This window comes from Psychrobacter sp. H26 (assembly GCF_059073035.1).
Genome location: NZ_JCACRW010000001.1, coordinates 1,888,307 through 1,914,276, shown reverse-complemented (window position 1 = coordinate 1,914,276; position 25,970 = coordinate 1,888,307). Strand labels below are relative to the sequence as shown.

Sequence of the window (25,970 nt, the reverse complement as noted above, 5' to 3'; positions counted from 1 at the left end):
AGCAAATATAACGTTATCTACTTAACACTGTTGTTGAGCGATGACGGTGCTATGGATGGTTAACTTCTTATGAATGATGCTTTTAATACGGCTGATGTCTCTACTATGGCTGAGACGGCGCTGGTCATCGATACTGAAACCGATCAAGGTCGTGATCCGAGGCCGATTCAAGTGGCGACGATCAATGTAGCCACTGGATATGAGTGGATGAAATATTTTAACAGTGGTCGTTCGATATCGCCTGTGGTCATCAAGGTGCATGGTATTACGGATGCTGATGTCGCTGGTCTTGACCGCTTTGAGTTAGATCAATTTGAGCTACCAGAATATTTGATCGGACATAACGTACGCTTTGATTGGCGAGTGATTGGTAGTCCCTCTGCTAAGCTCATCTGTACCGTGAGACTGGCGCGCGCCGCTTTTCCAGAATGGCGCGCGTATGGTCAGTCCAAGTGCATTGAGCAGTTATTGGGCAAGAGCGAGGCGAGTGCCATGACGATTGCCGCTCATGACGCGTTAGGTGACGCACGAATGTGCTATCTGCTTTATCAGGCATGCTGTGAGCGACTTGAGATTGCCCCAACAGATTTTGCAGCGGCACATGCGATTTCTAACAAAGCGACTCCTGTGAGTAAGATGCCGTTTGGTAAGCATAAAGGCAAACCAATCAAAGAGGTGCCTATCAGCTATGTCAAATGGATGATAGGCAATATTCATAATATGCAGCCGTCGCTATACTCCGCCCTAAAGAAGCGTATTGAAGCAGAGAAAACTCAAGAAGGTGAATAATTAAAGCCTATTCACCTTTGCTCAGCCAATCTACTGCCATTTGCCAAAGCTCTGGTGCTTTGGCATTGGTTTTACCACTAAAATAGAGCATATGACCGACTTGATTTAGTCCAAAATCATCAGGGTCCAAGAAGCGCTTTTCTACAGGCATTTTGGTAAATACGCGTATCATATCGTCCATGTTTTCACTATTGGCGATATCATCATCACTAAAGCCTAACCACAGTGCTGGCATGTTGAGCTCATCATAAAAATGCGTGTGAATGCTTTTGCCAAAGGCGGTTTTGATATAGCCTGCGCCATTGCACCACTCACGCCATTGGCGCGCTACGCCACGTGGCAGGGGCTCGCCCATACCAATCTTGTCTGCAGGTGTATAGCCCAATGCTAAGTTGGTAGTCGGAATAAAAACATCCATAAACCACATCGCTTTGAGCTTATAGGGCATACCCATGTTTTTGATCTGTCCTGATGAGCAGGCGACATTGAACACTGAAGAGATGGCGTCATGGTTCGGCATCAACCCAATGAGCTGTCCACCTGCGCTGTGACCAATGAGGTGATAAGACGCATTAGGGAACTGATCTTGTAGCGCATCAAGTACGGCTGGCATGTCATGGCGACCCCAGCTGATTAAAGAAGCACTACATTTTGCCAGCTCAGTCGACAATGACTCGCCGATGCCTTCATTGTCAAAGGTCAGGACACCAAAGCCACTCTGTGCCAAATATGTCGCAAAGTTATGATAAAAACGGCGCTTGATGCCGGTAGCGGGCGCCATCATAATGGCTTTTGTGGGCGCCTCTTTAGGACGATAGACTGTAGCTGCCAGTACTTGATTGCGATCGGTCATGATGCTTAGCGAGTATATGTCGATATCAGTAGCGCTGTCCGTACTATTAGCGTTGATCAAGTTGTTATCGATGATAGAATTTGGGTGATCTGTAGTAAAAGAAGCGTCGCGATTATCCATCGTTATACCTTAGTGTTTTTTTATTGGTAGATAATAATTATTAAACTATGATGTGTCACAAATACATGTCTTTAAAGTGTAGTTTTTGCGTAGTGATAAATCCCTGTGACTGTGTGATAGCATTGCTTATGTTAAGATAAATGCTGGTGAGACGGTTGCTCAAATATGACTTCCAAGTTTTGTATCCCTTGGTTGAGCGCGTTTTATAAACAATGTGCATGATAATACAATCGAAGGGTGTCGGTGTTTGACCTTCATCAATAACAAGCACTCAATAAAACCTGATATAAAAATTAAGGACGCTGTATGCAAATGAAAATAAATGACGATACTTACGATGTAATCACTAGTAAGGACATAACAAACATAGAAAAAGCAGTGGATAAATCAGCGTTGACGATGCCATTGGTCGCGGTATATTGCGGTTCGCGCTTGGGCAACAGTGATGTCTATGAGCGGGCAGCGCGTGAATTGGGCAGTGCGTTGGCAAGTAATGGCATGGGGTTGGTGTACGGCGGAGCCAGTATCGGTCTTATGGGCGCGGTGGCAGATGAAGTCATCACAGGTGGTGCCGAGGCCGTGGGTGTTATCCCAACTTTCATGCTCAAGCACGAAATTGCTCATGAGCAGCTAACTCGCTTGCATTTGACTGATACGATGCATACTCGTAAGACCGTCATGGCAGAGTACGCGGACGCTTTTATTACCTTGCCGGGCGGGCTAGGCACACTAGAAGAAATCATGGAAATCGCTACATGGCGCCAGTTGTACCAACATGAAAAGCCAATGATTATTTTAAATATCAATGGTTTTTATGACCGTATGATCGAGCATTTAAAATATACGACTGAGCAAGGTTTTATGAAGCAGCAAGATTTAGACCGTCTAGTAGTATGCAATACCATCGATGAGGCAATCGACATGTTACAGACCGTCGTGACTATCAAAGACGATGTCGATACAGAAAAAATGGCGGGTAGTAACCGCTAGGGTTGTCAGTATATAACCTAAATACGCTTATCAATATAAAATGATGGCAATCATCATTAGTACATTGAAAGCAGGTACATTGAAAGCAAGCACATTGCAAGCAAGCACACTGCAAGCAAGCACAAAAAAAGAGCAGATAACCCTATATAGGTTGTCTGCTCTTTTTTCTACGTATGGACAAAGTAACAACTTATCAATAAACGATAACGGCTACGCACCAGCCGGTGACAAATCGTCCAAAACCGCTTCGCGGACACTATGATTGACATCTGCCATCGCTATTGGAAAACCGCGCTGCTCAGCGAGTACGCGAGCCACCTTATCGACAGACACACCATCGTTGTGTGTCAGATATGACCATTCGTGCGCATAACGACCACGATTCATCGGTGTATCGTTATCTACTAGTCCAAGTTCTGTTAACTCATTGACTATCTGATCAGCAGCGATCAGGGTTGAAGACGCTTTGACATTTTCTGCACGGGCGTAGCGTATATTAGAGTATAGGCTGACATCAGCCACTCGCAATGTATCATCTTCTCCAGGGATTTGCTGCCCACCATATAGCGCGTTACCGATGGTACGTGCACTATTAAATGTTGGTACAAACTCAGCCACATATTCAATCGCTTGCTGACTACGCGCTTGTAATGGTGCCTTGTCCCAACCATCTTCGATATAGTGTACATATTGCTGTGGTAGCTTAGGCTGAGCACTGTCAGTGTTAGAGGCCACCAAACCATCATCGAATAAAGTGATCGCTTTACTCATCCCATGTATTTGGAAGTAGCCACCAGGGTAAGGGGTTAGCTGTGCCATGCCCTCGGGCGTACCTCGTTGACCATAAACAATAATCTCGGGTATCTGTCCACCTGCATCGCCCCAGTGAGTAACATAGGAAGATTTGAACTCGACCATACGCGTGACTTCTACACCGACCATATCGTCGATGACGCCAGTGCGAAAACCGCACGCATTGATTAGATAATCAACTTCGATAGACTCAGTTTGAGAGGCGTTCTCTTGTTTTTGAGCTTGCTGATAGTCAATACGCCATTTAGTAACATGATGATCGGCGTTGGTGCAGTTCTCACAATCTACCGGAACTACTTTTTGTACCGTAGTATCAGTGAAGACATGGGCATGGTTATACTCTTCAAGCGCTAACTGCGCAGAGGCCGCCAAACGAAAGATATTCCAGCCGTACTCTTGTACCACAATCAGGGGAAATTTTACTTTGTTTAAGTCTAGGTATTTGGCAACAGGTATCACCCATTCATCAACTGTGCTCGGCACGGCAACTTGCTCACGTTTGGAGAGCTCTAGCAGCTGTTCATGACTATAGAGCTGATAGTAGTCTTCAGGCTCGCCCAATACTTTATTGTTAGCGTCTTGCTCGATCAGTTCTTGATAAGCGTCTGTTAACGTGTTCAAGCGCGGTAGCAAGTCTTCAGGAAACCCTTCATCGCGTGTTGGCACCGCAAATACAGTGGGGCGAACATCGATGGTATGAGGATAGAGGCGTAATATATCGATACATTGTTTGAGAAGTGCCACACAATCCTCATCAGGTATCTCACGGTATAAGTTACCACCTGCATGCAAATGGCACATTGGTGGACCATCAATAAGTGATTTTTTCTTTTCAAACAAGTAAGTTTCAAGTCCTAGCGCTGCTAAGCGAATAGCAATCGTTGACCCTGCAGTACCGCCGCCCAAGATACCAACGCGTTTTGTAGGCGATATGTTTTTGCCTCCATGAGACATCAAGTCAACAGCAGAACCCTGTTTGGCAGAGTCTTGTTTGATAAGGTGAGCGCGATTTTTATTAGAAGACTGAGTCATTGTCGTCGTTGTATCCTTAGTAGCATTTGCATCAGGCTATGCTCGGTGTAATCGTGTAATGTCTTATAACTATTGATATGCGTGCGAAAGGCGCTAAGTTCAACATTCATGTATGAGTTGCAGTGAGCATGTTGTCTATCATGTCATAGTCTATTGTGTAGTCATGCTTCACTTCCATAAGACTATTTTACGAAGAACTGTAGATAATATGATGACAAATACGTAAGTAGATGCATGAGTTTTGTCAACGAGGTGCTATAACCGCAGATTGGTTTTTGACAGAAGAGCGAAGTAAGAAGCAAGATAGTAGAGTTAAGGTGCTAAGTGAAAATGCTCGTACTTAATCATTTTGTAAAGTTCAGCCACTTTTGTAAGTTTGTATATGGATGACCGTTATAGCGAAAAGCTGTGTGCTATATTGATTTCGCTCAAGTGAGGTTAAAGCCCAGTTTTTATATCAGAAAACAAAAACGGCTCATAAAATTTATTATTACAATTATCAAAATGACAAGGAAGTTACTATGAAAAATATCATGATGTTATCTGCTCTGACAGGTGTTTTGGCTCTGACAGGCTGTACGACACTAAAGAGCGTCGTCGGTAATGACATGTCAGGTACACATGAGGTGCAAGCCACTAGCAATAATACTGCACCAGTCGCTAGTAAAAACGGCGTATTGGTCGACGCAACCAATCACATGACACTATATACTTTTGACAAAGATTCAATGAACATGTCAGCTTGCGGCACCGCCTGCCAAGTTGTGTGGCCAATATTTCAAGCTCCAAGCAATGCAAAAGCTTCTGGTCAGTTTGCTGCATTCAAACGTGAAGATGGTAAGTATCAGTGGGCCATGAATGGTAAGCCTTTATACTTCTACGCCAATGACACCAAAATGGGTGATAAAGATGGCGACGATAAGCTTGACGTTTGGCACGTGATCCCAACAAAATAATCTACGATAGTTTGGTATAAACACAAAAAAGCAGCGCCTATATAGGTGCTGCTTTTTTGTTGCCGTCGACTAAAAATTGATATTCAGGACGAACGTAGATATTCAGTAAAGCCTGTCTTTATTTTTTCTCTACCAGTTCACCGTCGATTTGGATAGGGACGTTGGTCGTAATACCGCTAGCATAAGCAGTCATACCGTAAGCGGCGCGATCGATCGTACCAGTAGCGCGAAAACCAGCAACGGGCTCTTTAGTCAGTGGGCTGTTATCGATTTTATTTAACGTAACATCCAACGTCAGCGGTTTGGTCTGACCGAGTAAGGTAAAGTCGCCAGTTACTTTAGCTTGCTGTGGGTTGATAAATTTAACTTGGGTCGATTTGAACGTCATGGTTGGGTACTTTTCGACATTAAAAAACTCATCAGTTTTCAGATGTTTATCACGAGCATCCCAATTGGTATCGATACTATCAGTTGCAATAGTAAATTCCATGCTGGCTTGATTTGGTGCTTTCATATCATAATTCACTACGCCCTCAACATCACTAAAATGTCCCATTGTGGTCGAGAATCCCATATGGCTCACAGAGAATCCAACACGAGTATGTGAATCATCTAACTCCCACTGAGTTGGTAGTGCCGCACTTGCCATAGTAGTGATAGCAAGTGCTGAACTGACGAATAACGCTTTAGCAGTAGTTTTCATTGTCATGTTTATCATTGAATAGTCCTTATTGAGTATTTGTTTTCCATGCTTGATTATAAATCTAAGCTTGTCTATAAATGAGTAGAGCGATACTTCCTGTAGACCTGATCAATACCGCATAGTTGTGTAGTTTAATATGCTAAGTATAAATGATATAGTCAAAGCATATCTGTTTAGATAAACTACAGTATTTTATACTACAGATTAATTTTACTAACTAAATAATTGTACTGAATTACATTGATTATCTCAAGACCGTAGCTATATTATTGACAACTTATCACATATCTCTATCACAACTGCAGCTTGCGTCCGCGTCAAAAAAGCGTTAAAATCGCGGTTTAATTTTCCCGCTGGGGAAAGGCTAAGTGAGCAGAGGCGTGGTATTGGGTGCTGGAATAAGCCAGTGATGCAGTTGCCATACTTGTAATGTCCTTAGTGCCTCAGTTACGTATGTGTTCGCTTGTTTGAGACATCATTTATGATGTTGATTGACACTGCCCTACATACATCGGACCTAGAGAGTATATTATGCGTAAAGATATCCATCCTAATTACCAAGAAGTTTTATTCCACGACACTAACGCTGACGTGTTCTTTTTGACTCGCTCAACGGCTAAGACTAAAGCGACTCGTGAATACGAAGGTAAAGAATACCCATACTACCCACTTGATATCTCAAGTGCGTCGCATCCATTCTATACTGGTGAGCAACGTAAAACGTCTACTGAAGGCCGTGTTGCAAGCTTCAACAAACGCTTTGGTGCATTCGGTGGCCGTAGCAAGAAAGCTGCTGACGCTGCTGAGTAATTTATACTTATGGTGTAGATATATACTGCCAAGCAATAAAAAACCGCTGACTATTCAGCGGTTTTTTTTGTTTTGAGCCTTTCGTTTTTAGGTGTGCTTAGTAGTCAGTCTAAGCGGTAGATGAGTCTAATAACTGAGTCATCGTCTCTACAATCTGCTGCGCCCAGTAGCCATACATCAGGCTACTGGGATGAAAGCCATCACTCGCGAACATCACAGCGATATCGATAGGGTCACCATTTGCATGCTCCTCTATCATACGGGCAAAGTCAGTTGCCATGTAGTGGACACCATTATGAGCTGCGCATACTTGCTGTAATATTTCATCAAGCAATGAGGCTTTTGCACCCACAAAATTGTTGAGCGGGGCAGGGATTGCAGGCATTTGCGCCATCGGTGGTAAACTCAAAAATATTAACTCACGGACACCGAATTTACGCTGTGCAATATTAATAATGTCTTCGATCTGTTGCTGCCATTTTTGTACAGAGACATTGGAAGTCGTATCATTGACGCCGACACTCAGCAACATTACATCAATAGGTTGCTCAGGAGCAGGTAAGACATACAATCTGCGCAAAATATCAAAACTGGTATGACCTGTGGTCGCCTGCAATGACCAATTAAGCTGAGCAAAGTTGGCCCGAATAACCTGATGCTGCTCCAATATCGGTATAAGTTTGCCAACCAGCGCCTCTTGCTGAGTTTGGCTGCCGACACCTGCTGCTGCCGAGTCACCGACGACCATTAGGTTGAGTGTGGTATTTATTTCAGATGACGACCCATCTGCTTTCGGTAATTTAACCATACCATGCCTTTCACCGTGTGGCTCAGGCAGACGAACCGTATCACGCTTGATTTTACGACCTTGGTAAAAGTACACAGGGGCAAATAGTACGTCTTTTGCAACCGCTGTTAGTTTGTTGGTGTCTACCATCCCGCACGTTCCCTAATAGTTGTCAGGCTATCTTCGATTAGTAGTTGACCGTCCACATAGACATCACACAATAGGTTGTCAGCTGTGGCACTTATGTCTTGTTCTTTTATGGTTTTTATCTGACCGCTTTCGTTTTGTACTAGCGCTAGTCGTCCTTTTTTTGAGCGTTTTGAGCGGCTAGTTACTGGGTCTTTATAAATATCCTTCCATGAGCCATCGATACAAATAGCACTCGACTTCATTGCCCAGCTCATGGTATCGCGATTGACTTGTTGCAGTAGACCGCCGCCCATACCAAACGTCACGTTTTCGGCGCTAAAGCCCGCTTTCATCACCACATCAATAATTTTGCTCAAGCTCTGTGCGCTGATACCATCCCCTTGAATGATACGTACGTAGTCGGGCAGTACTTTATAGCCTTTGCTGTTTGTCGTCGTACCAAATTTCACAGCCAAACGCTCTAACGCTTCTCGAACGACTTTGGTCGGCTCACCACTATCTGGTCTGATGACTAAGGTTCCGCCCATATTTTTGACGTCATCCTTTAAAGTATCACCCCAGATATTGTCGATTGCATTCCACAAGTCATAGCTATCAGATACGACTGAGAACGCTTTATCTTCACCGCCAAACTGATCAATCATGTTGTGAAAAGCAGCGGTCTCACCATCGCGTCCCCATGCGGTCATCGTACTGTGCTCAGCTGCTGGGATAGAGAATGCAGGCATGTCATCACCCATCTGATACCAGCGGCTGGCAGCAACCAATGCTGTCATCGAGTCCGTCCCAGCAAAGTTGACCAAATGTGCCAAACTACCCAGCGCAACGGTCTCTTGACTAGAGGCACCGCGTGCGCCAAAGTCATGCAAGCGAAACGGGAGCGACTCTGTGTTGTCCGCTGACTTTTCTAACGCTTGACGGATAATGTCTTTGCAGTAGCGAGAGACACTAGCAACCGTTGACGGGTACCAAATCGCGCGTAATAGTGCCGTTTCAATATAACTGGGTAACCAATAGAACTCAGGGTCGGTATTGATAACCTGACAGACCACGTTAGACACAGGCACGATGCTGCCTTCGGGTATGGCCTCGATACGCAGTGGCAAGTAGCCGTTGTGTTTTTCGATCAAGTGCTCCCAGCCAGCACGATTAAAGGTTAGCCCATGCGCTCGAATAACTTTCTCGGCTTCATCGATATCTTGATGCGTGATAGGGGTGCTTAGGTATTCTTTAATAAAGGCTTGTAAGCCAAAGAACACCACATCGTAGTCACCCTTGCGCGCTTCAACATAGCTTGACAGATACTCGCTGCCACTTGGGTATTGCACCCAATGTGAGGTCTTATAGCTGTCGCTGTTTAAGATTAAATTATTTAGATTACTGGTGTACATCACAGAACTCCTCTGCGTTGATGTGCCGCGCCTGCTTTAATAAAAGCGTTATTGCGGCAGTGGACCATTGCCGTCTATCGGCGTTGGCGTGAAAACTAAACCTCTTCGTTTATCAAATACTTTTATTTGATATTACTTTACTATCTCTAGTTTCGATACCAGCTACTTTATCAGATGGCAAACTTGAATAAATTCCATTTATCTTTTTTGGCAGCTCTATCATATACTCAATAATTACATTTATTAAGCTAAACAATTGGCTAACTGTCTCAGGGTTATCAGTATCAATTTGTCCTGGATGAACAGCATCCTTACCAGTCACCCGTACGATATCTAAAGACTGCTGAACAATGACGGGCAAACCTTTCTGTACAAGATTTCCAATATCCTTATTGATATTTCGACCGCTCTCTCCAAGTTCTTTGCAAAGAACCTGTATAGCTAAACGTAAAAGAGCAGCTGCTCCTCTAGGAGACTTCGTATGAATTGAAGCCGCCTCCAAATAAAGTTTTTTGACGCTTTCTGGCATCTCAGAATTAGGAAAAGGTGCACTTCCTGTATCAGGAGACATCATTTTTTCTTTAAGCCATACAGTTTTGTTAGCACAGTTTTGACAAGTTCCAATTCTCAATTCATTGTCTTTATGAAACTGATACGAAGTTAAAGAGAGAGTGCCTGAAATCCAATCTTGTTTAGCAATTGCCCCACAATAAGGGCATGTAAATTTATTTGATAAAACTTTAGGTTGTATATAAGTCATTCTTTTGAGTTTCCCTAATAATTTTCACAACCCAACCATCTTGGTAATAATCGCATAGTGGTCTTCAAACATCATCTTGGCATCGAGCTCAGCGAGTGGCAACCAAAATGCTTTGGTTGCATCATCGCCACCTTTTACTTTTGGCAATCCTTTTGGATCGTTTTTGAGTTGAAAATAAAAGGCTTGGGTAATGGTGCGACCACGCGCTGATCGATACGGGTCGTCAAAGGTATGCTGACTGTGGCAAGAGCCGCGCAGTACGGGCTCAGGGACCTTTAGGCGTGTCTCTTCACGCAGCTCACGAATACACGCATCGAATAGCGTCTCTTTTGGATCCAAAAACCCGCCCGGCAGTGCCCAAAGCCCACGCCCTGGCATACTGCGCCGCTCCACCAATAAGATATGTCCCGACTGTACAATCAGCGCGTCAGCCGTCATAAAGGTCGGCGGGTAGGGTGCTGACTCCCATTGTCTTTTGTATTTATCGATGAAGTCTGCTTCTTCGTGCAGCTGCTGATAATCTTCGGTTTGTTTGAACTCGTCAAGGACGTTACGTGTCGACTCAGGCGTACGCTCGGGCGTCGGCGTAGCACCCATTAGGTAGCTGTCGCGAATCGGCGTGGCAGATAGGTTGTGATAGTTGGGCACCGATACGGATGCCCAGTTGGGGAATAGCGATAGGTAATACGATGAGCTGTCTTTTGAGTGACCAATCAAGCCAATATCTGTTTGTAAGTCACCAGTAACAGATTTCACGCCTGCTTGGACATACTGGAGCCAGCGTGTGTCGTTATATAATGCATCATCTAGCCCAACACAGTGAATACGTGCAGCATCCTCTGCTGAGTAAGCGCCTTTGATCATTGCAGCACGCTCAGCGACGCTAAACGGATTGCGTAAGCTGCGTGGTAGATTGGCAGAGCCAATCAGCATAATCACATCGTCTGAGCGTTTTAGCGCCTCATCAATGACGGCCTTGTGTCCACAATGAAACGGCTGAAAACGCCCGATAAAAACCAAATAACGATAGTGTTTACTGTGTTCTTGCTCGGGGTTTTGCTTATCTGAATGTTGCTCTGATAGTTCACTCATAGACGCCAGCTTCCTACGACTTATTTTTATTGATTAAAAATTGATGACGCTAATACTGACACAGCCTATGACTTTATGACAAGTGCAAAGATGTTTAGGGGTGTGTCGTTATCGATATCATCTACTCGGCATATTTGCTTTAACCTGCATGCTTCTCTATCCATGCTGTCACTGTTGGCCAAATCTCTGTGGCTGCGTTGCGACTGATCATAATGCGACTGTGTGTGTAGTCATCTAAATTGCCATTACTGAGCGAGTATTCTCGAAAGACATTGTACGAATTTTTAAAACCATCAAAAAACAACTGGCAACCGCGAGTAGGGGAGATAAAATTATCTCCTTTAGCACTGATAGAATAAATAGGGGTCGTGATTTGTGGCATATACTGTCGATAGTCGATAAAGTCGTTACTAGCGTTTTTTGAGTGGTGCATAGGCTCGTTCATACTGTCTGCATGCGCAGCGCCTTGGCTAAAACTTGCCGCATTCAAAAAGCTGCTTTTAAAGTTTTTGCGCAAATTCCAATCATACCACTGGGTCATCGTATGATAGCTTTCATTAAAAGGCCCCATGTTGAGTGATTTGGCAGGAATAAAACCAATTAGCCTTGTTACGAGTTTGGCGGCGAGGATTTTCGCGTAGCTTGTTGAATTTAGCGCCGCCCCAAAAGCTTGGCAGGCAAACATACTGATGCTGTTGACCTTATCGATATAGCTGGGGTTTTGGACAAGAAACATGGTCAAACCAACACCGCCACCGCTATGAGTAACGCAGTGCAGGTTATTGAGTTTTAATTCTTCAAAGAAATAACGAAAAGTCGCTTCGTAGTCGTAAGTGGCAACAGTTTCAAAGTTAAACGACTCTTTTGGCTGTGAGCTGTCACCATGACCACGCCATTCCATGATATAGCAATGATGTCCCAAACCCGCAAAATACTCAGCGATTTTTAGACAGGTTTGTTTGTCTGAAAACGTACCATGTGTCAAAAACACATTTTGTGCGGTAACGTCAGAACCAGTATTGGCTAAACCCTCTGTCGTAGTAGCGCTTGCTGCCGTATCGACCACCTTCCAAACGGCAATTTCTTCATCATCTTTGGTAGTTACTAAGTGCAACGTCCGTGTCATCATAAAAGTGATCCTATCTTAAGCATACGCACGACTGATATACCGCCATCCATGGCTCATAAAAACAGCACATCAAATGGTTAATAGTACGTCAAAACTAAATTATTTGCTCGGTATAGACTTAATCATTGCGGCGTATGCATTAATTTATTTGCAGGGTAGTTTAATTGATTTATAGAGCAGTGATGAAAACCATACCGATGATTGTATAGCAATGTAGAGTGACAAGAATAAAACCTGTGACCTGCTAGAAAAGCAATGAGTGCTTGATAAGTGACCAGTCTGTCTTTATATATAGGGTAGCGTCTAGATCAGCGTACTAACATGACCCCAATGGATTGTTCTTGCTATTAAAAAAATCAATGTCAACCATTTGTCGTGGTCACTGTCCAATTCACAGTAGCGCAGTCGGAATTATGTCTTGATTCAGGTATAATGGCCACTATAAACGGATTGAACTTCACAAACATTGTGGTCTTTTCATAAATATGGTGATCAGTGTCATACAATAATAAACCTCAGTCACTGATGACTTACCAACCAACATAAATGCTAGACATTAAAAATTCAAATTCACGACACAGTAGCCATAATAGATATTGTATTTGTGTCATAACGCATAGGAAATATTATGAGTGAGCTAAACCAACCAGATCAGTCTACCGATTACGAATCAGCATTAGATACCGAGCAAGCTGAAGCGAAAAGTAACATTACGATCACTGAGTCTGCTCAAGGGTACTTGGCAGATTTGTTATCTAAGCAGGATACCGATGGTATCGGTGTGCGTATTTTCGTTGAGCATCCTGGTACACCGCGTGCAGAGTGCTGCATGGCTTATAACCAGCCGGGCGAAGAAGACAGCGCTGACTTGCGTTTTACGTATGAAAACTTCTCTGCCTTTATTGAGGCGGCGTCAGTACCTTATCTAGAAGACGCGGTCATTGATTACAATAAAGACCGTTTTGGTGGTCAGCTGACTTTCCGCGCGCCAAACTCCAAGGTGCCTAAAGTAGGCGCTGATGCCAGCGTCGAAGAGCGCATCAACTATGTCTTACAATCTGAGATTAACCCAGGGTTGGCGGCGCATGGTGGTGATGTACAATTACTTGAGTTGATTGACGAAGAAGGCATTGGTCTGACGGCGGTATTGAAGTTCGGCGGTGGTTGTCAAGGGTGCTCAGCTGTTGATATGACGCTGCGTCAAGGCGTTGAAGTACAGCTTAAGCAGCAAATACCAGAGCTGACGCAAGTGGTTGATGATACTGACCATACGCGCACAGAGAATGCTTATTATAAATAAAAGCTTGTTAGCCATATAAAATCTGAATGGTCAAACAATAGCTTTAGTATTATATTTAATAAAAAAGTCGAGTTCTAATGAACTTGGCTTTTTTTATTGCTATGATTTGGTAGATAGCTTTTTAAGACCGTATTGAAACGCTGACTTTCGAGCAGTAGTTTTCAATCAGTAATTGTTAAACATTAACTTTTGATCTATACATTTTATGCACACAAGGGAATGTACTATGAGCGACGAACAAGCAGTCCAGCAGCAAGACCTAGAGAGCAATCAGCGTCTGGAGACGCTAGCCATTCATGCTGGCTATAGTGTTGAACAAACAACCAAGGCCGTAGCCGTACCTATCTATCACACCAGCTCATACGCGTTTGATAATACGCAGCATGGTGCTGATCTTTTTGATCTCAAAGTCGCTGGAAATATCTATACGCGTATCATGAATCCGACCAACGCGGTACTAGAAGAGCGTGTTGCAGCGCTTGAGGGCGGTATCGGTGCGCTTGCAGTCGCTTCTGGTATGGCAGCCATCACTTATGCCATTCAGACTATCTGTGAAGCAGGTGATAACATCGTTGCTGTATCGACGCTATATGGCGGTACTTACAATCTGTTTGCGCACGCACTACCGCGTCAGGGTATCGAGGTACGGTTTTTTGATCACAAAGACCCAGAAGCGATTCGGGGTTTGATCGATGATAAGACCAAGATGGTGTTTGCAGAGAGTATTGGTAATCCGCTAGGTAATATCGTAGATATTCAGGCACTCAGCGATATCGCTCATGAATACGGCGTGCCAGTGGTGATTGACAATACAGTGGCAACGCCTGCGCTATGTCGTCCGTTTGAGTTTGGGGCAGATATCGTGATTCATTCATTAACCAAATACATGAGTGGTACAGGAACATCAATTGGTGGTGCGATTGTCGATAGCGGCACGTTTGCTTGGGGCAACTACCCAGAGCGCTTTCCGTTATTGAACACCCCAGACCATAGCTATCATGGCGTGAATTTCGTCAAAGACGTGGGGGCGCCTGCTTTTATCGCTCGCGCACGTGTCGCGCCGTTACGCAATACGGGTGCCGCGCTTAGCCCACTGAATGCGTTTAGTATCCTACAAGGAATGCAGACGCTGAGCCTGCGCATGGAGCGTCATGTACAGAATGCACAAGCTGCCGCAGAATATTTGCGTGATCATGACAAAGTCGCTTGGGTGAAGTACGCAGGTCTGTCTGATCATCCTGAACATGAGCTTGCCAAAAAATATATGAATGGCACACCTTCTGCTATTTTGACCTTTGGGGTAAAAGGTGGTCTTGAAGCGGGCGCGCGTTTCATCGATGCGCTACAGCTGATTACTCGATTAGTCAATATTGGCGATGCCAAATCACTGGCCTGCCACCCCGCAACGACGACTCATCGTCAGCTGAATGGACAGGAGCTTGAGCAAGCTGGTGTGAGTGAAGATATGGTGCGATTGTCGATTGGTATTGAGCATATTGAAGACATCAAAGCGGATCTTGCACAGGCACTGGCTGCTGCATAACATCAGCAACTGCTTGCTTTTTTAAGCAACGTATAAGAAAAAGCAACGTAATTGAACGGTGCTCACTCAAACGTAAAAAGCCTATATCTGTTTGATATGGGCTTTTTATGTAAATATGTTCAGTGATCAAGGAGAGATGATCAGCTTATATATAAAGGCGTGCGCCTGACACTGTATTTTATCAGTATAAGGCTAGTTATCATATGTACTGAACTATAGTATACGCTGCGCGATGTCTCGATAATCTTGCGAGGCCAAGCGTGGTCCAAACTGTTGAATCACTTGCGCTGATATTTCGCTGGCAAGACGTCCACATTCTGGCAAGCTAAATTGTTGCGACAAGGCATATAAGAAAGCACCGGCATAGTTATCACCTGCGCCATTGGTGTCGATGACATTAGCTACTACCGGCGTTGCAATATCATAAACCTCAATCTCTGCCTCGTCATTTGGTTTGTGCACGATAATGGCGCCATTAGCACCATCAGTCACGACCGCTGTCTGACAGTACTCAAGTAGGGCACGCGCTGCTGCTTTCACCTGTTTTTTATCTGTAAATAGCTTGGCTTCTTCGCTGTTACAGAATATCACCGCGACTTTATTACCCAGCATATTAAGTAGGCCATCTTTGGCGAACTTCACCACGGCAGGATCAGCAAAACTCACCGCGATTTTTGCATTATGAATACCTGCTTGCTGACGCAGCTGCGTCATCGCTGGCTGAATGCTCTCAGACATCGCTAGATATCCTTCGAGGTATAGCCAGTCCGCTTGCGTCAAGGCATCGAAGTCGACGTTGTCCGCAGCGATCTCGCTTGAGGTGCCAAGATAGGTTTGCATAGTACGCTCACCGTCTTCTGTGACAGCGACCACACATGAGCCAGTCACACCGCCTGCATGGATGGATTTTTCTGAAGTGGAGACGCCTGCTTCGTGCAGATCTCTAAGGTAAAATGCGCCTTGATCATCGTCACCTACGCGGCAAGCATAGAATGGTTTGCCGCCTAGGCTTGCAAAGGCATACATCGTATTGGCTGCTGAACCGCCACCCGCCTGCTTTGACGGTGCAATGTTGGCAAGCTGGAAGTATGCTAGGAGCTGCTGTTGCTCTTCAAATTCTGCTAGGGTCATATTGCCTTTAGTCAGCTCGGTTTCTTCTAGTGCGGCATCTGATAACACATACTCGTGATCAACCAACGCATTACCTATTGCCATTACGTCGTACATTGCTTACCTCTCTTTGATATGTTTATAACTATGATCGATTTATATCGTTGAAATTATTCAGCCTATGACTTATTCAGCTTGTAATTCTAACAAACGCTGATAGAGCGCATTCTTTTTTACCCCAGTGATGTCAGCTGCCAACGCTGCCGCTTTTTTGACGGACAGATCCTCTAGCAACCGCTGCAGTAACTTATCATGAGTACTGATATCGTCGCTATCTTTTGCTACATTGACACCCGCAACGACCACGACGATCTCACCACGTTGTTGATTGTCATCTGCTTTGACAAACTCGACCAACTCGCCGAGGGTGCTCTTGTGTACGGTTTCAAAGGTTTTGGTCAGTTCACGACAAAACGTCACCGCGCGATCGGCTCCAAATATCGTTGCCATGTCTTCTAGGCTAGATACAATGCGATGCGGTGCTTCATAAAATATCAAGGTTTCGGTAAGTGATACCAGTGCGCTCAGCTGTTTTTGACGACCGTGAGTTTTGGCAGGCAAAAACCCAATAAAGCTAAATCGATCCGATGGCAGGCCTGCTACTGATAATGCACCGATGGCAGCGGACGCACCAACGATAGGTGATACCGTCACGCCCGCATCATGTGCCGCTTGCACCAACTGATAGCCTGGATCACTAACCAGTGGCGTACCCGCATCACTAATCAAGGCAACTGAGTGACCTTGTTCGATCATTTCAATAATTTTGGGCGTTTGAATCGCGCTGTTATGCTCGTGATAGGCCCATAATTTATTGTGACCTTTTTGCTTGGTGGTCGTGTCATCATTGTCAGCGATGCTTTTGGCAGTATGAGTCTCAGTGTCTTTTGTCTCATCAGCTTTGCTGCCTTTGGTATCAATGCCAAAATGCGATAACAGCTTACCGGAGGTACGGGTGTCTTCACAGGCAATAATAGCGACTTGTTTTAATACATCAATGGCATGTGGGGTCATGTCAGTCAAGTTACCAATCGGCGTGGCAACGATATAGAGACAAGCCGGCATCGTAGTAAGAGTAGACATGAAAACCTCGGGTCGTTAAAAAGTAATAGTGCGCCATTACGTATAGTCGCTATTTTGGCGCGATTTAATCAAATCATGAGTGAATAAACGTATAGATATCGATAGTGTGCGGCGCAGAAGTGGCTAGTTTAGCATGTTGTGCTATGATAATTCTCAAATGTTGATCAGACACATTACCCTTATGACCAATCATAAACCGTTGACGCTCAACTCGCCAAGACAACGCCAAGGAAGTTGGTTTGAGCAGCGTGCCTGTGAGTTTTTGCAAGCACAAGGGATGGAGTTGCTTGCACAGAACTGGCAGCAGTCAGCAGTAGGCGAGCTGGATCTGGTTATGATAGAGGCAGGATGTGCATGGTCGACGCTAGTGTTTGTGGAAGTTCGTCAACGCAAGCGCTCGGTGTATGGCGATGCAGCACTAAGCGTGACGCCCAGTAAACAACGTAAAGTGATCAAAACAGCACAATGTTTTTTGCAGCAGCATCCTGAGTATAGCCATTATGATTGCCGATTTGATGTTATTGCTTATAATACGGTAAAAGAAGAGCGTACATGTAGCCAACCTGAATGGTTAAAAGGCGCCTTTGTGGCTGACGCATGGTAGTTAAGCATAAGCATGTAAGCGTTAGATATAAGGCTAGATAATCGTAAACCCATAGAGTACTGAGCGTGGGCGGTATTTTACGAGCAATACTCGTTACTAAAAACCTAACCGCTTATCATTAAAATTAAGTAAAGTAGCTATTTAAGTAGAATAGCTTAAGTAGGGTGCCTACTGAAAAAATTTAGCACATCACCATTAAATATAAATTTATTGAATTTATACCATCAGGTTCTAAGAGGTAAGTAATGACACGGATGCATTTGCGCACGGCTATTTTTGGTTCCTCACGTCGTATCACGACAGGTCTTATGGTTGCGGCCTGTGTTGCTAGTACGGGTTGTGCCACAAACTATCTGACCAACAGTACAGAGGGGACCTATGGTGTGCCGATGACTGAGCGCACGATTCCGCAGCGACTACTCGATCGTAGCATCGAACACACCGCCAAGATTAATGTCTATGGTCTAAAAGAAGATTTGCAGCAGACCAGTCGCATGGGTATCGATAGCTTTAATAGTGAAGTGCTCCTCACCGGTGAAGTGCCTACTGAAGCGCTCAAAGTAGAAGTAGAAAAAGTCATCAGCTCTATGCCAGATGTGCGCCGTGTCTATAACGAGATGGAAGTAAGTGCGTCAAAGGGCTACAGCTCAACTGTGCATGATGGTTACATCACCTCAAAGCTACTGGCAAAGGTAGCTGCTAGTGATGGCGTGAAAGCATCGCAGATCAAAGCCGTTACCAATAATGGTGTGGTGTATATCATGGGGCGGATGACACCCACTCAGCAGAGCCATCTGATCGATATTGCTAACAGTACGGTTGGTGTCACCGAACTGGTATTGCTAACGACGGTAGTCGACAACACAGGCGTAAAAATAAATAACGACGATATCATGTATGAAAACAACCTAGCCAACCCTACTACCACGCCAGTGATTGTAGATACGGCGGTCAGCACAGCAACGCCTATAGTCGTCACAGAAGATGGGAATACTGTTACTCAACCCTCATCGAGTCCTTATATAGAGCTCTACAAGAATCAGTAAAAACGCTAAAGCTACAAAGCTACCGAGCAAAATTTTACCGCATGCTGTTCAGTCATAGCGATGAGTGGCTAAAAACGAACAGATAAAAACAGGTTGTCTGTATCTGTTTTCAATAGCTCTATGTATTGCTGATAACTTCGTATTGCTAATAGATTTTTTAATTTAATCACAATAAGCCTAAATAGAGATAACAGTAAGAGCACGAGAAATATTGGGTCAGTAGGTACTATATTCATAGTAAAAAGTAGCACAGACAGCATATTGGTCGCTGATATATTTAAGTAGCAACGCATTTTTAGACAATGGATAAAATAATAGCTGCGATGACGTTACGCATTATTAATAAATATAATAGGATACTGGCAATGAAGGATTCAAAAAACCACACACGACAGAGTGATAGCACCAGTAGAGATACGTTTAGTGATACAGATACGTATGGTCATGTCGCTAGCAATAAAGGTCGCACACTAAAATTTGGCGGGGCGATGATAGTAGCGTTCGGTAGCATTGCGCTAGCCACACAAAATGCACAGGCATTTTCACCGCTGGCTATCGTCAACGGCATTACCTCTAGTGGCGGTGTCAGTGTTAGCAAAGACATCTTATATGGTGATCAGCCATTACAAGACTTGGATATTTACTATCCTAAGCCTCTGGCAAAAGCCATGAAAGAACAAAGCACTATTAGCAATAACTACCCTATGGTGGTGTTTGTGCATGGTGGTTCATGGGAGAGTGGCAACAAAGAGCAATATGCCTTTGTCGGTCAAAGCTTGGCGCAAGCAGGCTATGTCACCGCAGTAATCAATTACCGCAAAGCCCCTGAGCATGTTTATCCTGATTATGTCAAAGATGCAGCCCAAGCAATTGCTTGGAGTGTAAAAAACGCCGAAAGCTTACATGCTGATCCATCACGTGTCGCTGTCATGGGTCACTCTGCTGGCGCGTTCAATGCGGTTGCCGCCATTGCCAATGAAGACTTCTTGGCACCTTACGGTATGAAGCCCACAGACATAGCAGCGGTGGTTGGTATTGCAGGTCCTTATAGCTATGACTTTCGTAAATTCGATAGTGCGACAGCCTTTGCTCCAGATGCCACACCAGATCAAGTGATGCCGGATCGTCAGATTAAAGGTGCTCAGCCGCCATATCTGTTATTGACAGCAGAAAAAGACAAAATAGTCTATGAAAGCAATACGACCAAGATGACAGCAGCACTCAAAGAAGCAGGTGTCACGGTCGAGACTGGTGAAATCGAAGGCGCAAGTCATGCAACCAGTATTGGCGCAATGGCGCCGCCGCTGCGCTGGGTCAATGATGTGCGTGCGCAAGTGTTAGCGTATTTAGACAAAACGCTCAAATAGTCTATATAGACGCAGTCGGTGTCAATAGTTACGTGCAACCTCATCTCTATTGTCTTGCTCGAGCACTGCAATGTACTTGAGCAAGACAGTGCTGTAAGACAGGCAAACTCTTGTTATAATGTCACCACTTTAAATCTACACCCTATTCTAAATTTTAAGGCAGAATATTTATGAGCATGAACGCTGACGATTTGATCGCATTTTTACAGACTCACTTCCCAGACGCTTTTATTCAAGCTGCCAACCAAGGTAATAAGTTTGATGTACGCGTGGTTGATGCCAGCTTTGAAGGCAAACGCGCAGTTCAACGCCAGCAAGCTATCTATGCGCTAGTCAATGATAAGATTGCGAGTGGCGATATTCATGCCCTCAATATCCAAGCGCTAACGCCTGCTGAGTGGGACGCTCAGTCAAAAGGCTAATTAAATAGCTGTATACATGACCAAGTATTATAGAATGCATCTTTTTAATAGACGCTTTTCATAAATTTGGTTTTCATAATTTCTTATACTCATTGCTAGGTTGTCACCTTTATGGATCAATTTTTAATCACTGGTAGTAGTCGTATCGCAGGGGAAGTCACTATCTCAGGCGCCAAAAATGCCGCTTTGCCGTTACTTGCAGCTATGATACTGGCTGAGACGCCAACGACATTGCATAATGTACCGTCACTAAAAGACGTGCGAACATTGATTGAATTGATCGGTGGTATGGGTATCGATATCCAAAAGCAAGATGATACCGTCACTTGCGATACAAAAAGCATTGATAACTTTTATGCGCCGTATGACTTAGTAAAAACCATGCGTGCTTCGATATTGGTGTTAGGTCCATTGCTGGCACGTTTTGGTGAAGCCGAAGTATCATTGCCAGGTGGCTGCGCGATTGGCTCACGTCCTGTTGATCAGCATCTAAAAGCATTTGAAGCGATGGGTGCAGTCATTAGCGTAGAAAATGGTTATGTAAAGGCACAAGCACCTAAAGGCGGTAAGCTTTTGGGCTGTAACTTCTCATTTGACATGGTTACCGTTGGCGGTACCGAAAACGTGATTATGGCAGCGGCACTGGCCAACGGCACAACAGTGCTAGGCAACTGTGCATTAGAGCCAGAAGTGGTTGATTTGGCCAATATGCTGGTTGCTATGGGTGCTAAGATTAGCGGTATCGGTACTTCAACCATGACCATCGAAGGCGTTGAGCGCTTGCACGGTTGTGAGTATTCAGTCGTACCTGATCGCATTGAGACCGGCTCATACCTTGCTGGTGCGTTAATGACGCGTGGTGATGTATTGACCAAAAATACTACAGCGTCGTTATTACATCCTGTACTTGAGAAGTTTGAAGCGATGGGCGCAGTGATTACGACAGGTGATGACTGGATTCGCGCGCAGATGAAAGGCCGTCCAAAGCCGGTCGATATTCGCACTCAGCCACATCCAGGTTTTCCAACAGATATGCAAGCCCAGTTGATGGCGATTTGCTGTCTGGCTGATGGTACCAGCACCATTATTGAAAATATCTTTGAGAACCGCTACATGCATGTACCTGAGCTCAATCGCTTGGGTGCGTCTATCCAAGTTGATGGTCATACTGCAGTGATCAGAGGCGTCGAGAACTTCACTGCGGCGCCTGTTATGGCAACAGATTTACGTGCTTCTATGTCACTTGTAATGGCGGCTGCAACTGCAGAAGGCGAGAGCTTAATCGACCGTATTTATCATATTGATCGCGGTTATGAGCATGTTGAAGAAAAGCTGCGTAGCCTGGGTGTCAATATTCAGCGTGTGAATACCAACGATTAGTATCACTAAATTGATGCTAACTTTTGGGCACATTACGCTATAAATCAAAACCTCCTTACCTTCTTACTACTTTTAATTGGGGGGAGGTATCAACCGTACATGGACATGATGTCATTATGACTGAGACAAGCAAACCTTTACCAGCCAGTGGTTTATTAAACGAAGTAAACGATGAGTTTTCAGGTCTAACCTTAGCGTTGTCAAAAGGCCGTATTCTAGAAGAAACCATGCCACTGTTACGTGCAGCTGGCGTTGACTTACTAGAAGACCCTGAAGCCTCTCGCAAGCTTATTTTTCCAACATCAAACCCAAATGTGCGTGTATTAATCTTGCGTGCCAGTGACGTGCCGACCTATGTCGAGCACGGGGCAGCTGATTTTGGTGTGGCGGGTAAAGACGTGTTGCTTGAGCATGGTGCCAATCATGTTTATGAGCTACTTGATCTAAAAATTGCTCAGTGCAAGCTGATGACTGCTGGTGTGAAAGATGCACCACTACCCAATCGTCGCCTACGCATCGCGACCAAATATGTGAATGTGGCACGCGCTTATTTTGCAAGCCAAGGTCAGCAAGTCGATGTCATCAAGCTGTATGGCTCGATGGAGCTTGCACCGTTGGTGGGTCTGGGTGATTTGATTGTTGATGTGGTAGATACTGGTAATACGCTACGTGCGAATGGGCTCGAAGCCCGCGATCATATCTGTGATGTCTCATCACGTCTTATCGTTAATCAGGTCAGCTACAAGCGCAAATTTGCCCTGCTAGAACCAATTTTAGATAGCTTTAAAGACAGTATTGCAAATGCCTAATAGACCGGTGTTGATCATTGGTAATATAAAGCACGGTTATACGAATTTTTAAACCAGTTTGGCGCTCTATGATAAATATAGCGTGCTAAACTGGTTTTGTTGTCTTGGCTTGCCAAAAAATAAAATATAAGTAAACTCTACATTAGAAGACAGCGAATAAGCCATAATTTTATAAAAATTAAACATACATTAGTTATGTTTACCTCATTTATTTTTAGCAGTATTTTATGCTCAGATATAGGATTAGGTCATGCGCCAGTTAAGTACCCAAGATGCCGATTTTGACAGTCAGTTGACACAATTGCTTGCTTTTGAAACGGTTAACGACTCTGAATTACTACATACCGTTGATGATATCATCGCTCAAGTACGTGCTGATGGCGATAACGTCGTATTGGCGCTAACCCAGAAATTTGATCAGCACCCAGCAACAGCGATGCACGAGCTAGAGCTTTCTAAAGAATCACTTGCTGATGCATTTGCCACTCTCGATGATAAAGTAAAGGCAGCACTGACTACAGCTGCGACTCGAGTGCAGACATTCCATGAGCGCCAAGTACAAGAAACGTGGCAGTATGAGGATGAGCTGGGTAACCGTTTGGGTCAAAAGGTTACGCCACTTGATCGTGTCGGTATTTATGTCCCAGGTGGCTTGGCATCCTATCCTTCGTCGGTATTGATGAATGCTATCCCTGCCAAGGTCGCTGGCGTCAACGAAGTTATCATGGTCGTACCAGCACCCAAGGGCGTGCTTAATCCTCTAGTGTTGGCGGCGGCACATTTGTCACAAGTTGACCGTGTTTTTACTATTGGTGGCGCACAAGCAGTCGCAGCGTTGGCTTATGGTACCCAAGCCATTCCAGCCGTGGACAAGATCACAGGACCTGGCAATAAGTATGTCGCAGCAGCCAAACGCGCGGTATTTGGTCAGGTGGGTATTGATATGATTGCTGGGCCCTCAGAGGTGCTGGTATACGCAGAGGGTGAAGCACAAGATCGTGCCGATTGGCTTGCGATGGATTTATTGTCACAAGCAGAGCATGATCGCATTGCTCAAGCTATCTTTGTGACCACTAGCGAAGATCAGCTTAAAGAAGTGGCAATGGAGATCGAAAAAGCACTGGCTGAGCTGCCAAAAGCAGATATCGCACGCGATTCGTTACAGAACCGCGGCGCGCTTATTTTAGTAAAAGACCGTAGTGAAGGCATGGCACTGATCAATCGTATTGCTCCTGAGCATTTGGAGCTCTCTGTTGATAACCCTGATGCGCTATTAGATGATATTCGTCATGCCGGTGCTATCTTTATGGGACGTCACACGCCTGAGGCTATCGGAGATTATTGTGCAGGTCCGAACCATGTGTTACCGACGTCTGGTACAGCGCGTTTTTCTTCGCCGTTAGGTGTCTATGACTTTCAAAAGAAATCATCTATTATTTATTGTACCCAAGCTGGCAGCAAGCCATTGGCTGAGACGGCTGATATTTTAGCGCAGCGTGAGGACTTAGAAGCCCATGCACGCTCAGCACGTTATCGTTACCAGTAAAATATATTTGAGCGTTTTCTTATTTACTTTTAATATGTATTTAATAGTCTGTCTGACTAATTAGCAGGATAATTTATGAGTGAGTCAAAGATAGATACCAGACTTTGGTCATCTAAAGCACGCAATTTGTCACCTTACGTACCGGGCGAGCAGCCACAGCATGACAATTTGTGCAAACTGAACACCAATGAAAACCCGTTTCCACCGTCGCCAAAGGTAGGGGAGGCAATTGCCAAGGTATTGACGCAGCAAGCAGAAGAGCTGCGCTTGTATCCAGCGCCCGAGTCTAATGATTTGCGTGCGGCATTGGCACAGTCATATGAGTTAGATATCAACCAAGTGTTTGTTGGTAATGGTTCAGATGAGGTGTTGGCACTTATATTTGCCAGCTTCTTCCTAAAAGAGCGCCCGCTACTATCACCTGATATCAGCTATAGCTTTTATCCCGTCTATGCACAAACCTTTGGTGTACATCTTGTTAAGATACCCCTAGAAGAAGATTTCAGTATCGACCCTGATGCGTACCGCCAGCCTTGTAGCGGTATCATCATCGCCAACCCGAATGCACCAACTGGTTTGCTATTATCGCTTGCTGATATTCGTAAGCTTGCCAGCGAACACTCCAATGCCGTCATTGTCATCGATGAGGCTTATATTGATTTTTCTCAGAGAGAGTCAGAGACTCAAGTATCAGCAGTAAGTCTGATCAATGAATGTGACAATATCATCGTGACACAAACCTTCTCAAAGTCACGCTCATTAGCTGGTTTACGTGTCGGTATGGCCTTTGCCAATGCGTCATTGATCGAAGCATTGACGCGTATGAAGAACAGTTTTAATAGTTATCCGTTAGATAAGCTGGCACAAGCTGGAGCGACGGCGAGTGTGCTAGACGTGGATTACTTCGAACAGGCTCGTCAGCAAGTTATCGACCTGCGTACGTCATTGACAGAAGCGCTGATAGCATTGGGCTATGACGTATTGCCGTCACATGCCAACTTTGTCTTTGTCCGCCCAAAAGACGGTGATGCTAGTGGAGTGGCAAGTGCGTTACGTGAGCAAGGAATTATCGTTCGTCATTTTGACAAACCGCGTATCAATGAGTACTTGCGTATTACAATTGGTACAGCAGAGCAGAACAGCCGTTTGATTGAGGCTTTGACAGTGTTGCATGCCGATAACAGCGTTACTAGTGATTAATACAGAGCTTTCAATATTCATATCAACGAGCACATCGTAATGATTAGAAAGAAGTATTAAGAAGTAATAGATGTATTAAGAAGTATTGAAAAAGCCTGCTAACGCAACGTGAGCAGGCTTTTTTG

The 25,970-nt window shown here is 44.6% G+C and carries 24 protein-coding genes; 14 read left to right on the top strand and 10 right to left on the bottom strand.

From position 1 onward, the window contains the following. Positions 1–69: 69 nt before the first annotated feature. On the top strand, positions 70–789 hold the full coding sequence (locus AC5JPT_RS07895; protein WP_493857708.1) for a 3'-5' exonuclease: 720 nt from the start codon (positions 70–72) through the stop codon (positions 787–789). Between the two features lie 7 nt (positions 790–796). Here the strand turns inward: AC5JPT_RS07895 and AC5JPT_RS07890 are convergent, their stop codons facing one another. Beyond that, positions 797–1,762 carry an alpha/beta hydrolase family protein gene (locus AC5JPT_RS07890; RefSeq protein WP_493857707.1) on the bottom strand — a complete coding sequence of 322 codons (966 nt, stop codon included), beginning with the start codon at positions 1,760–1,762 and terminating at the stop codon, positions 797–799. Between the two features lie 306 nt (positions 1,763–2,068). Between AC5JPT_RS07890 and AC5JPT_RS07885 the strand changes: the two genes are divergently transcribed. Beyond that, positions 2,069–2,752 carry an LOG family protein gene (locus tag AC5JPT_RS07885; protein WP_493857706.1) on the top strand — a complete coding sequence of 228 codons (684 nt, stop codon included), beginning with the start codon at positions 2,069–2,071 and terminating at the stop codon, positions 2,750–2,752. A gap of 210 nt (positions 2,753–2,962) precedes the next feature. On the opposite strand, the gene AC5JPT_RS07880 is transcribed toward AC5JPT_RS07885, so the two are convergent. After that, the gene (locus AC5JPT_RS07880; protein ID WP_493858446.1) at positions 2,963–4,519 is read right to left on the bottom strand and encodes an FAD-dependent oxidoreductase; all 1,557 of its coding nucleotides are present in this window, start codon (positions 4,517–4,519) and stop codon (positions 2,963–2,965) included. A gap of 599 nt (positions 4,520–5,118) precedes the next feature. On the opposite strand from AC5JPT_RS07880, the gene AC5JPT_RS07875 reads away from it, so the two are divergent. Next, the gene (locus AC5JPT_RS07875; RefSeq protein ID WP_319051019.1) at positions 5,119–5,553 is read left to right on the top strand and encodes a COG4315 family predicted lipoprotein; all 435 of its coding nucleotides are present in this window, start codon (positions 5,119–5,121) and stop codon (positions 5,551–5,553) included. A 118-nt stretch (positions 5,554–5,671) separates the two neighbouring features. On the opposite strand, the gene AC5JPT_RS07870 is transcribed toward AC5JPT_RS07875, so the two are convergent. After that, entirely contained in the window at positions 5,672–6,271 is a 600-nt protein-coding gene (locus AC5JPT_RS07870) for a YceI family protein (protein WP_493857705.1), read from the bottom strand. Positions 6,272–6,787: 516 nt separating this feature from the next. Here AC5JPT_RS07870 and AC5JPT_RS07865 point away from each other — a divergent pair. After that, positions 6,788–7,066: a type B 50S ribosomal protein L31 gene (locus AC5JPT_RS07865; RefSeq protein WP_057761772.1), complete on the top strand. Its 279-nt coding sequence runs from the start codon at positions 6,788–6,790 to the stop codon at positions 7,064–7,066. 109 nt (positions 7,067–7,175) lie between these two features. On the opposite strand, the gene AC5JPT_RS07860 is transcribed toward AC5JPT_RS07865, so the two are convergent. The 5 genes from AC5JPT_RS07860 to AC5JPT_RS07840 form a co-directional block, all read right to left on the bottom strand. Continuing rightward, the gene (locus tag AC5JPT_RS07860) at positions 7,176–8,003 is read right to left on the bottom strand and encodes an SGNH/GDSL hydrolase family protein (protein ID WP_443526999.1); all 828 of its coding nucleotides are present in this window, start codon (positions 8,001–8,003) and stop codon (positions 7,176–7,178) included. Next, positions 7,997–9,394 carry a nicotinate phosphoribosyltransferase gene (locus tag AC5JPT_RS07855; RefSeq protein ID WP_493857704.1) on the bottom strand — a complete coding sequence of 466 codons (1,398 nt, stop codon included), beginning with the start codon at positions 9,392–9,394 and terminating at the stop codon, positions 7,997–7,999. The genes AC5JPT_RS07860 and AC5JPT_RS07855 overlap by 7 nt, the downstream gene beginning before the upstream one ends. Positions 9,395–9,506: 112 nt before the next feature. Continuing rightward, entirely contained in the window at positions 9,507–10,154 is a 648-nt protein-coding gene (locus AC5JPT_RS07850) for a DUF4145 domain-containing protein (protein ID WP_493857703.1), read from the bottom strand. A 24-nt stretch (positions 10,155–10,178) separates the two neighbouring features. Beyond that, the gene (locus AC5JPT_RS07845; protein WP_319051014.1) at positions 10,179–11,246 is read right to left on the bottom strand and encodes a bifunctional nicotinamide-nucleotide adenylyltransferase/Nudix hydroxylase; all 1,068 of its coding nucleotides are present in this window, start codon (positions 11,244–11,246) and stop codon (positions 10,179–10,181) included. Positions 11,247–11,385: 139 nt separating this feature from the next. Further along, positions 11,386–12,375 (bottom strand): alpha/beta fold hydrolase, encoded by a 990-nt coding sequence (locus AC5JPT_RS07840; RefSeq protein ID WP_493857702.1) that lies wholly within the window; start codon positions 12,373–12,375, stop codon positions 11,386–11,388. Positions 12,376–13,003: 628 nt separating this feature from the next. On the opposite strand from AC5JPT_RS07840, the gene nfuA reads away from it, so the two are divergent. Together nfuA and AC5JPT_RS07830 are read left to right on the top strand one after the other, a co-directional pair. Further along, entirely contained in the window at positions 13,004–13,675 is a 672-nt protein-coding gene (gene nfuA, locus AC5JPT_RS07835) for a Fe-S biogenesis protein NfuA (protein WP_319051012.1), read from the top strand. Between the two features lie 226 nt (positions 13,676–13,901). Continuing rightward, positions 13,902–15,218: an O-acetylhomoserine aminocarboxypropyltransferase/cysteine synthase family protein gene (locus AC5JPT_RS07830; RefSeq protein ID WP_493857701.1), complete on the top strand. Its 1,317-nt coding sequence runs from the start codon at positions 13,902–13,904 to the stop codon at positions 15,216–15,218. Between the two features lie 213 nt (positions 15,219–15,431). On the opposite strand, the gene AC5JPT_RS07825 is transcribed toward AC5JPT_RS07830, so the two are convergent. Both AC5JPT_RS07825 and rsmI read right to left on the bottom strand, forming a co-directional pair. Then, positions 15,432–16,445, bottom strand: a complete 1,014-nt coding sequence (locus AC5JPT_RS07825) for an adenosine kinase (RefSeq protein WP_493857700.1) — start codon at positions 16,443–16,445, stop codon at positions 15,432–15,434. A 69-nt stretch (positions 16,446–16,514) separates the two neighbouring features. Then, positions 16,515–17,471, bottom strand: coding sequence for a 16S rRNA (cytidine(1402)-2'-O)-methyltransferase (rsmI, locus tag AC5JPT_RS07820; protein ID WP_493857699.1), 957 nt, complete (start codon positions 17,469–17,471; stop codon positions 16,515–16,517). A 133-nt stretch (positions 17,472–17,604) separates the two neighbouring features. Here rsmI and AC5JPT_RS07815 point away from each other — a divergent pair, with 133 nt between their 5' ends. The 8 genes from AC5JPT_RS07815 (at position 17,605) to hisC (ending at position 25,845) form a co-directional block, all read left to right on the top strand. After that, positions 17,605–18,075: a YraN family protein gene (locus AC5JPT_RS07815; protein ID WP_493857698.1), complete on the top strand. Its 471-nt coding sequence runs from the start codon at positions 17,605–17,607 to the stop codon at positions 18,073–18,075. A gap of 245 nt (positions 18,076–18,320) precedes the next feature. Then, complete coding sequence (locus tag AC5JPT_RS07810; RefSeq protein ID WP_493857697.1) at positions 18,321–19,121, top strand: BON domain-containing protein; 801 nt, start codon at positions 18,321–18,323, stop codon at positions 19,119–19,121. A gap of 365 nt (positions 19,122–19,486) precedes the next feature. Then, positions 19,487–20,488, top strand: a complete 1,002-nt coding sequence (locus AC5JPT_RS07805) for an alpha/beta hydrolase (protein ID WP_493857696.1) — start codon at positions 19,487–19,489, stop codon at positions 20,486–20,488. A 170-nt stretch (positions 20,489–20,658) separates the two neighbouring features. After that, positions 20,659–20,910, top strand: coding sequence for a BolA family protein (locus AC5JPT_RS07800; protein WP_058025509.1), 252 nt, complete (start codon positions 20,659–20,661; stop codon positions 20,908–20,910). Between the two features lie 111 nt (positions 20,911–21,021). Next, complete coding sequence (gene murA / locus AC5JPT_RS07795; protein ID WP_443526988.1) at positions 21,022–22,290, top strand: UDP-N-acetylglucosamine 1-carboxyvinyltransferase; 1,269 nt, start codon at positions 21,022–21,024, stop codon at positions 22,288–22,290. Positions 22,291–22,406: 116 nt separating this feature from the next. After that, on the top strand, positions 22,407–23,099 hold the full coding sequence (gene hisG, locus AC5JPT_RS07790; RefSeq protein ID WP_319051004.1) for an ATP phosphoribosyltransferase: 693 nt from the start codon (positions 22,407–22,409) through the stop codon (positions 23,097–23,099). 250 nt (positions 23,100–23,349) lie between these two features. Continuing rightward, positions 23,350–24,645 carry a histidinol dehydrogenase gene (gene hisD, locus AC5JPT_RS07785; RefSeq protein WP_493857695.1) on the top strand — a complete coding sequence of 432 codons (1,296 nt, stop codon included), beginning with the start codon at positions 23,350–23,352 and terminating at the stop codon, positions 24,643–24,645. A 75-nt stretch (positions 24,646–24,720) separates the two neighbouring features. Further along, entirely contained in the window at positions 24,721–25,845 is a 1,125-nt protein-coding gene (gene hisC / locus AC5JPT_RS07780) for a histidinol-phosphate transaminase (protein ID WP_493857694.1), read from the top strand. Positions 25,846–25,970 lie beyond the last annotated feature (125 nt).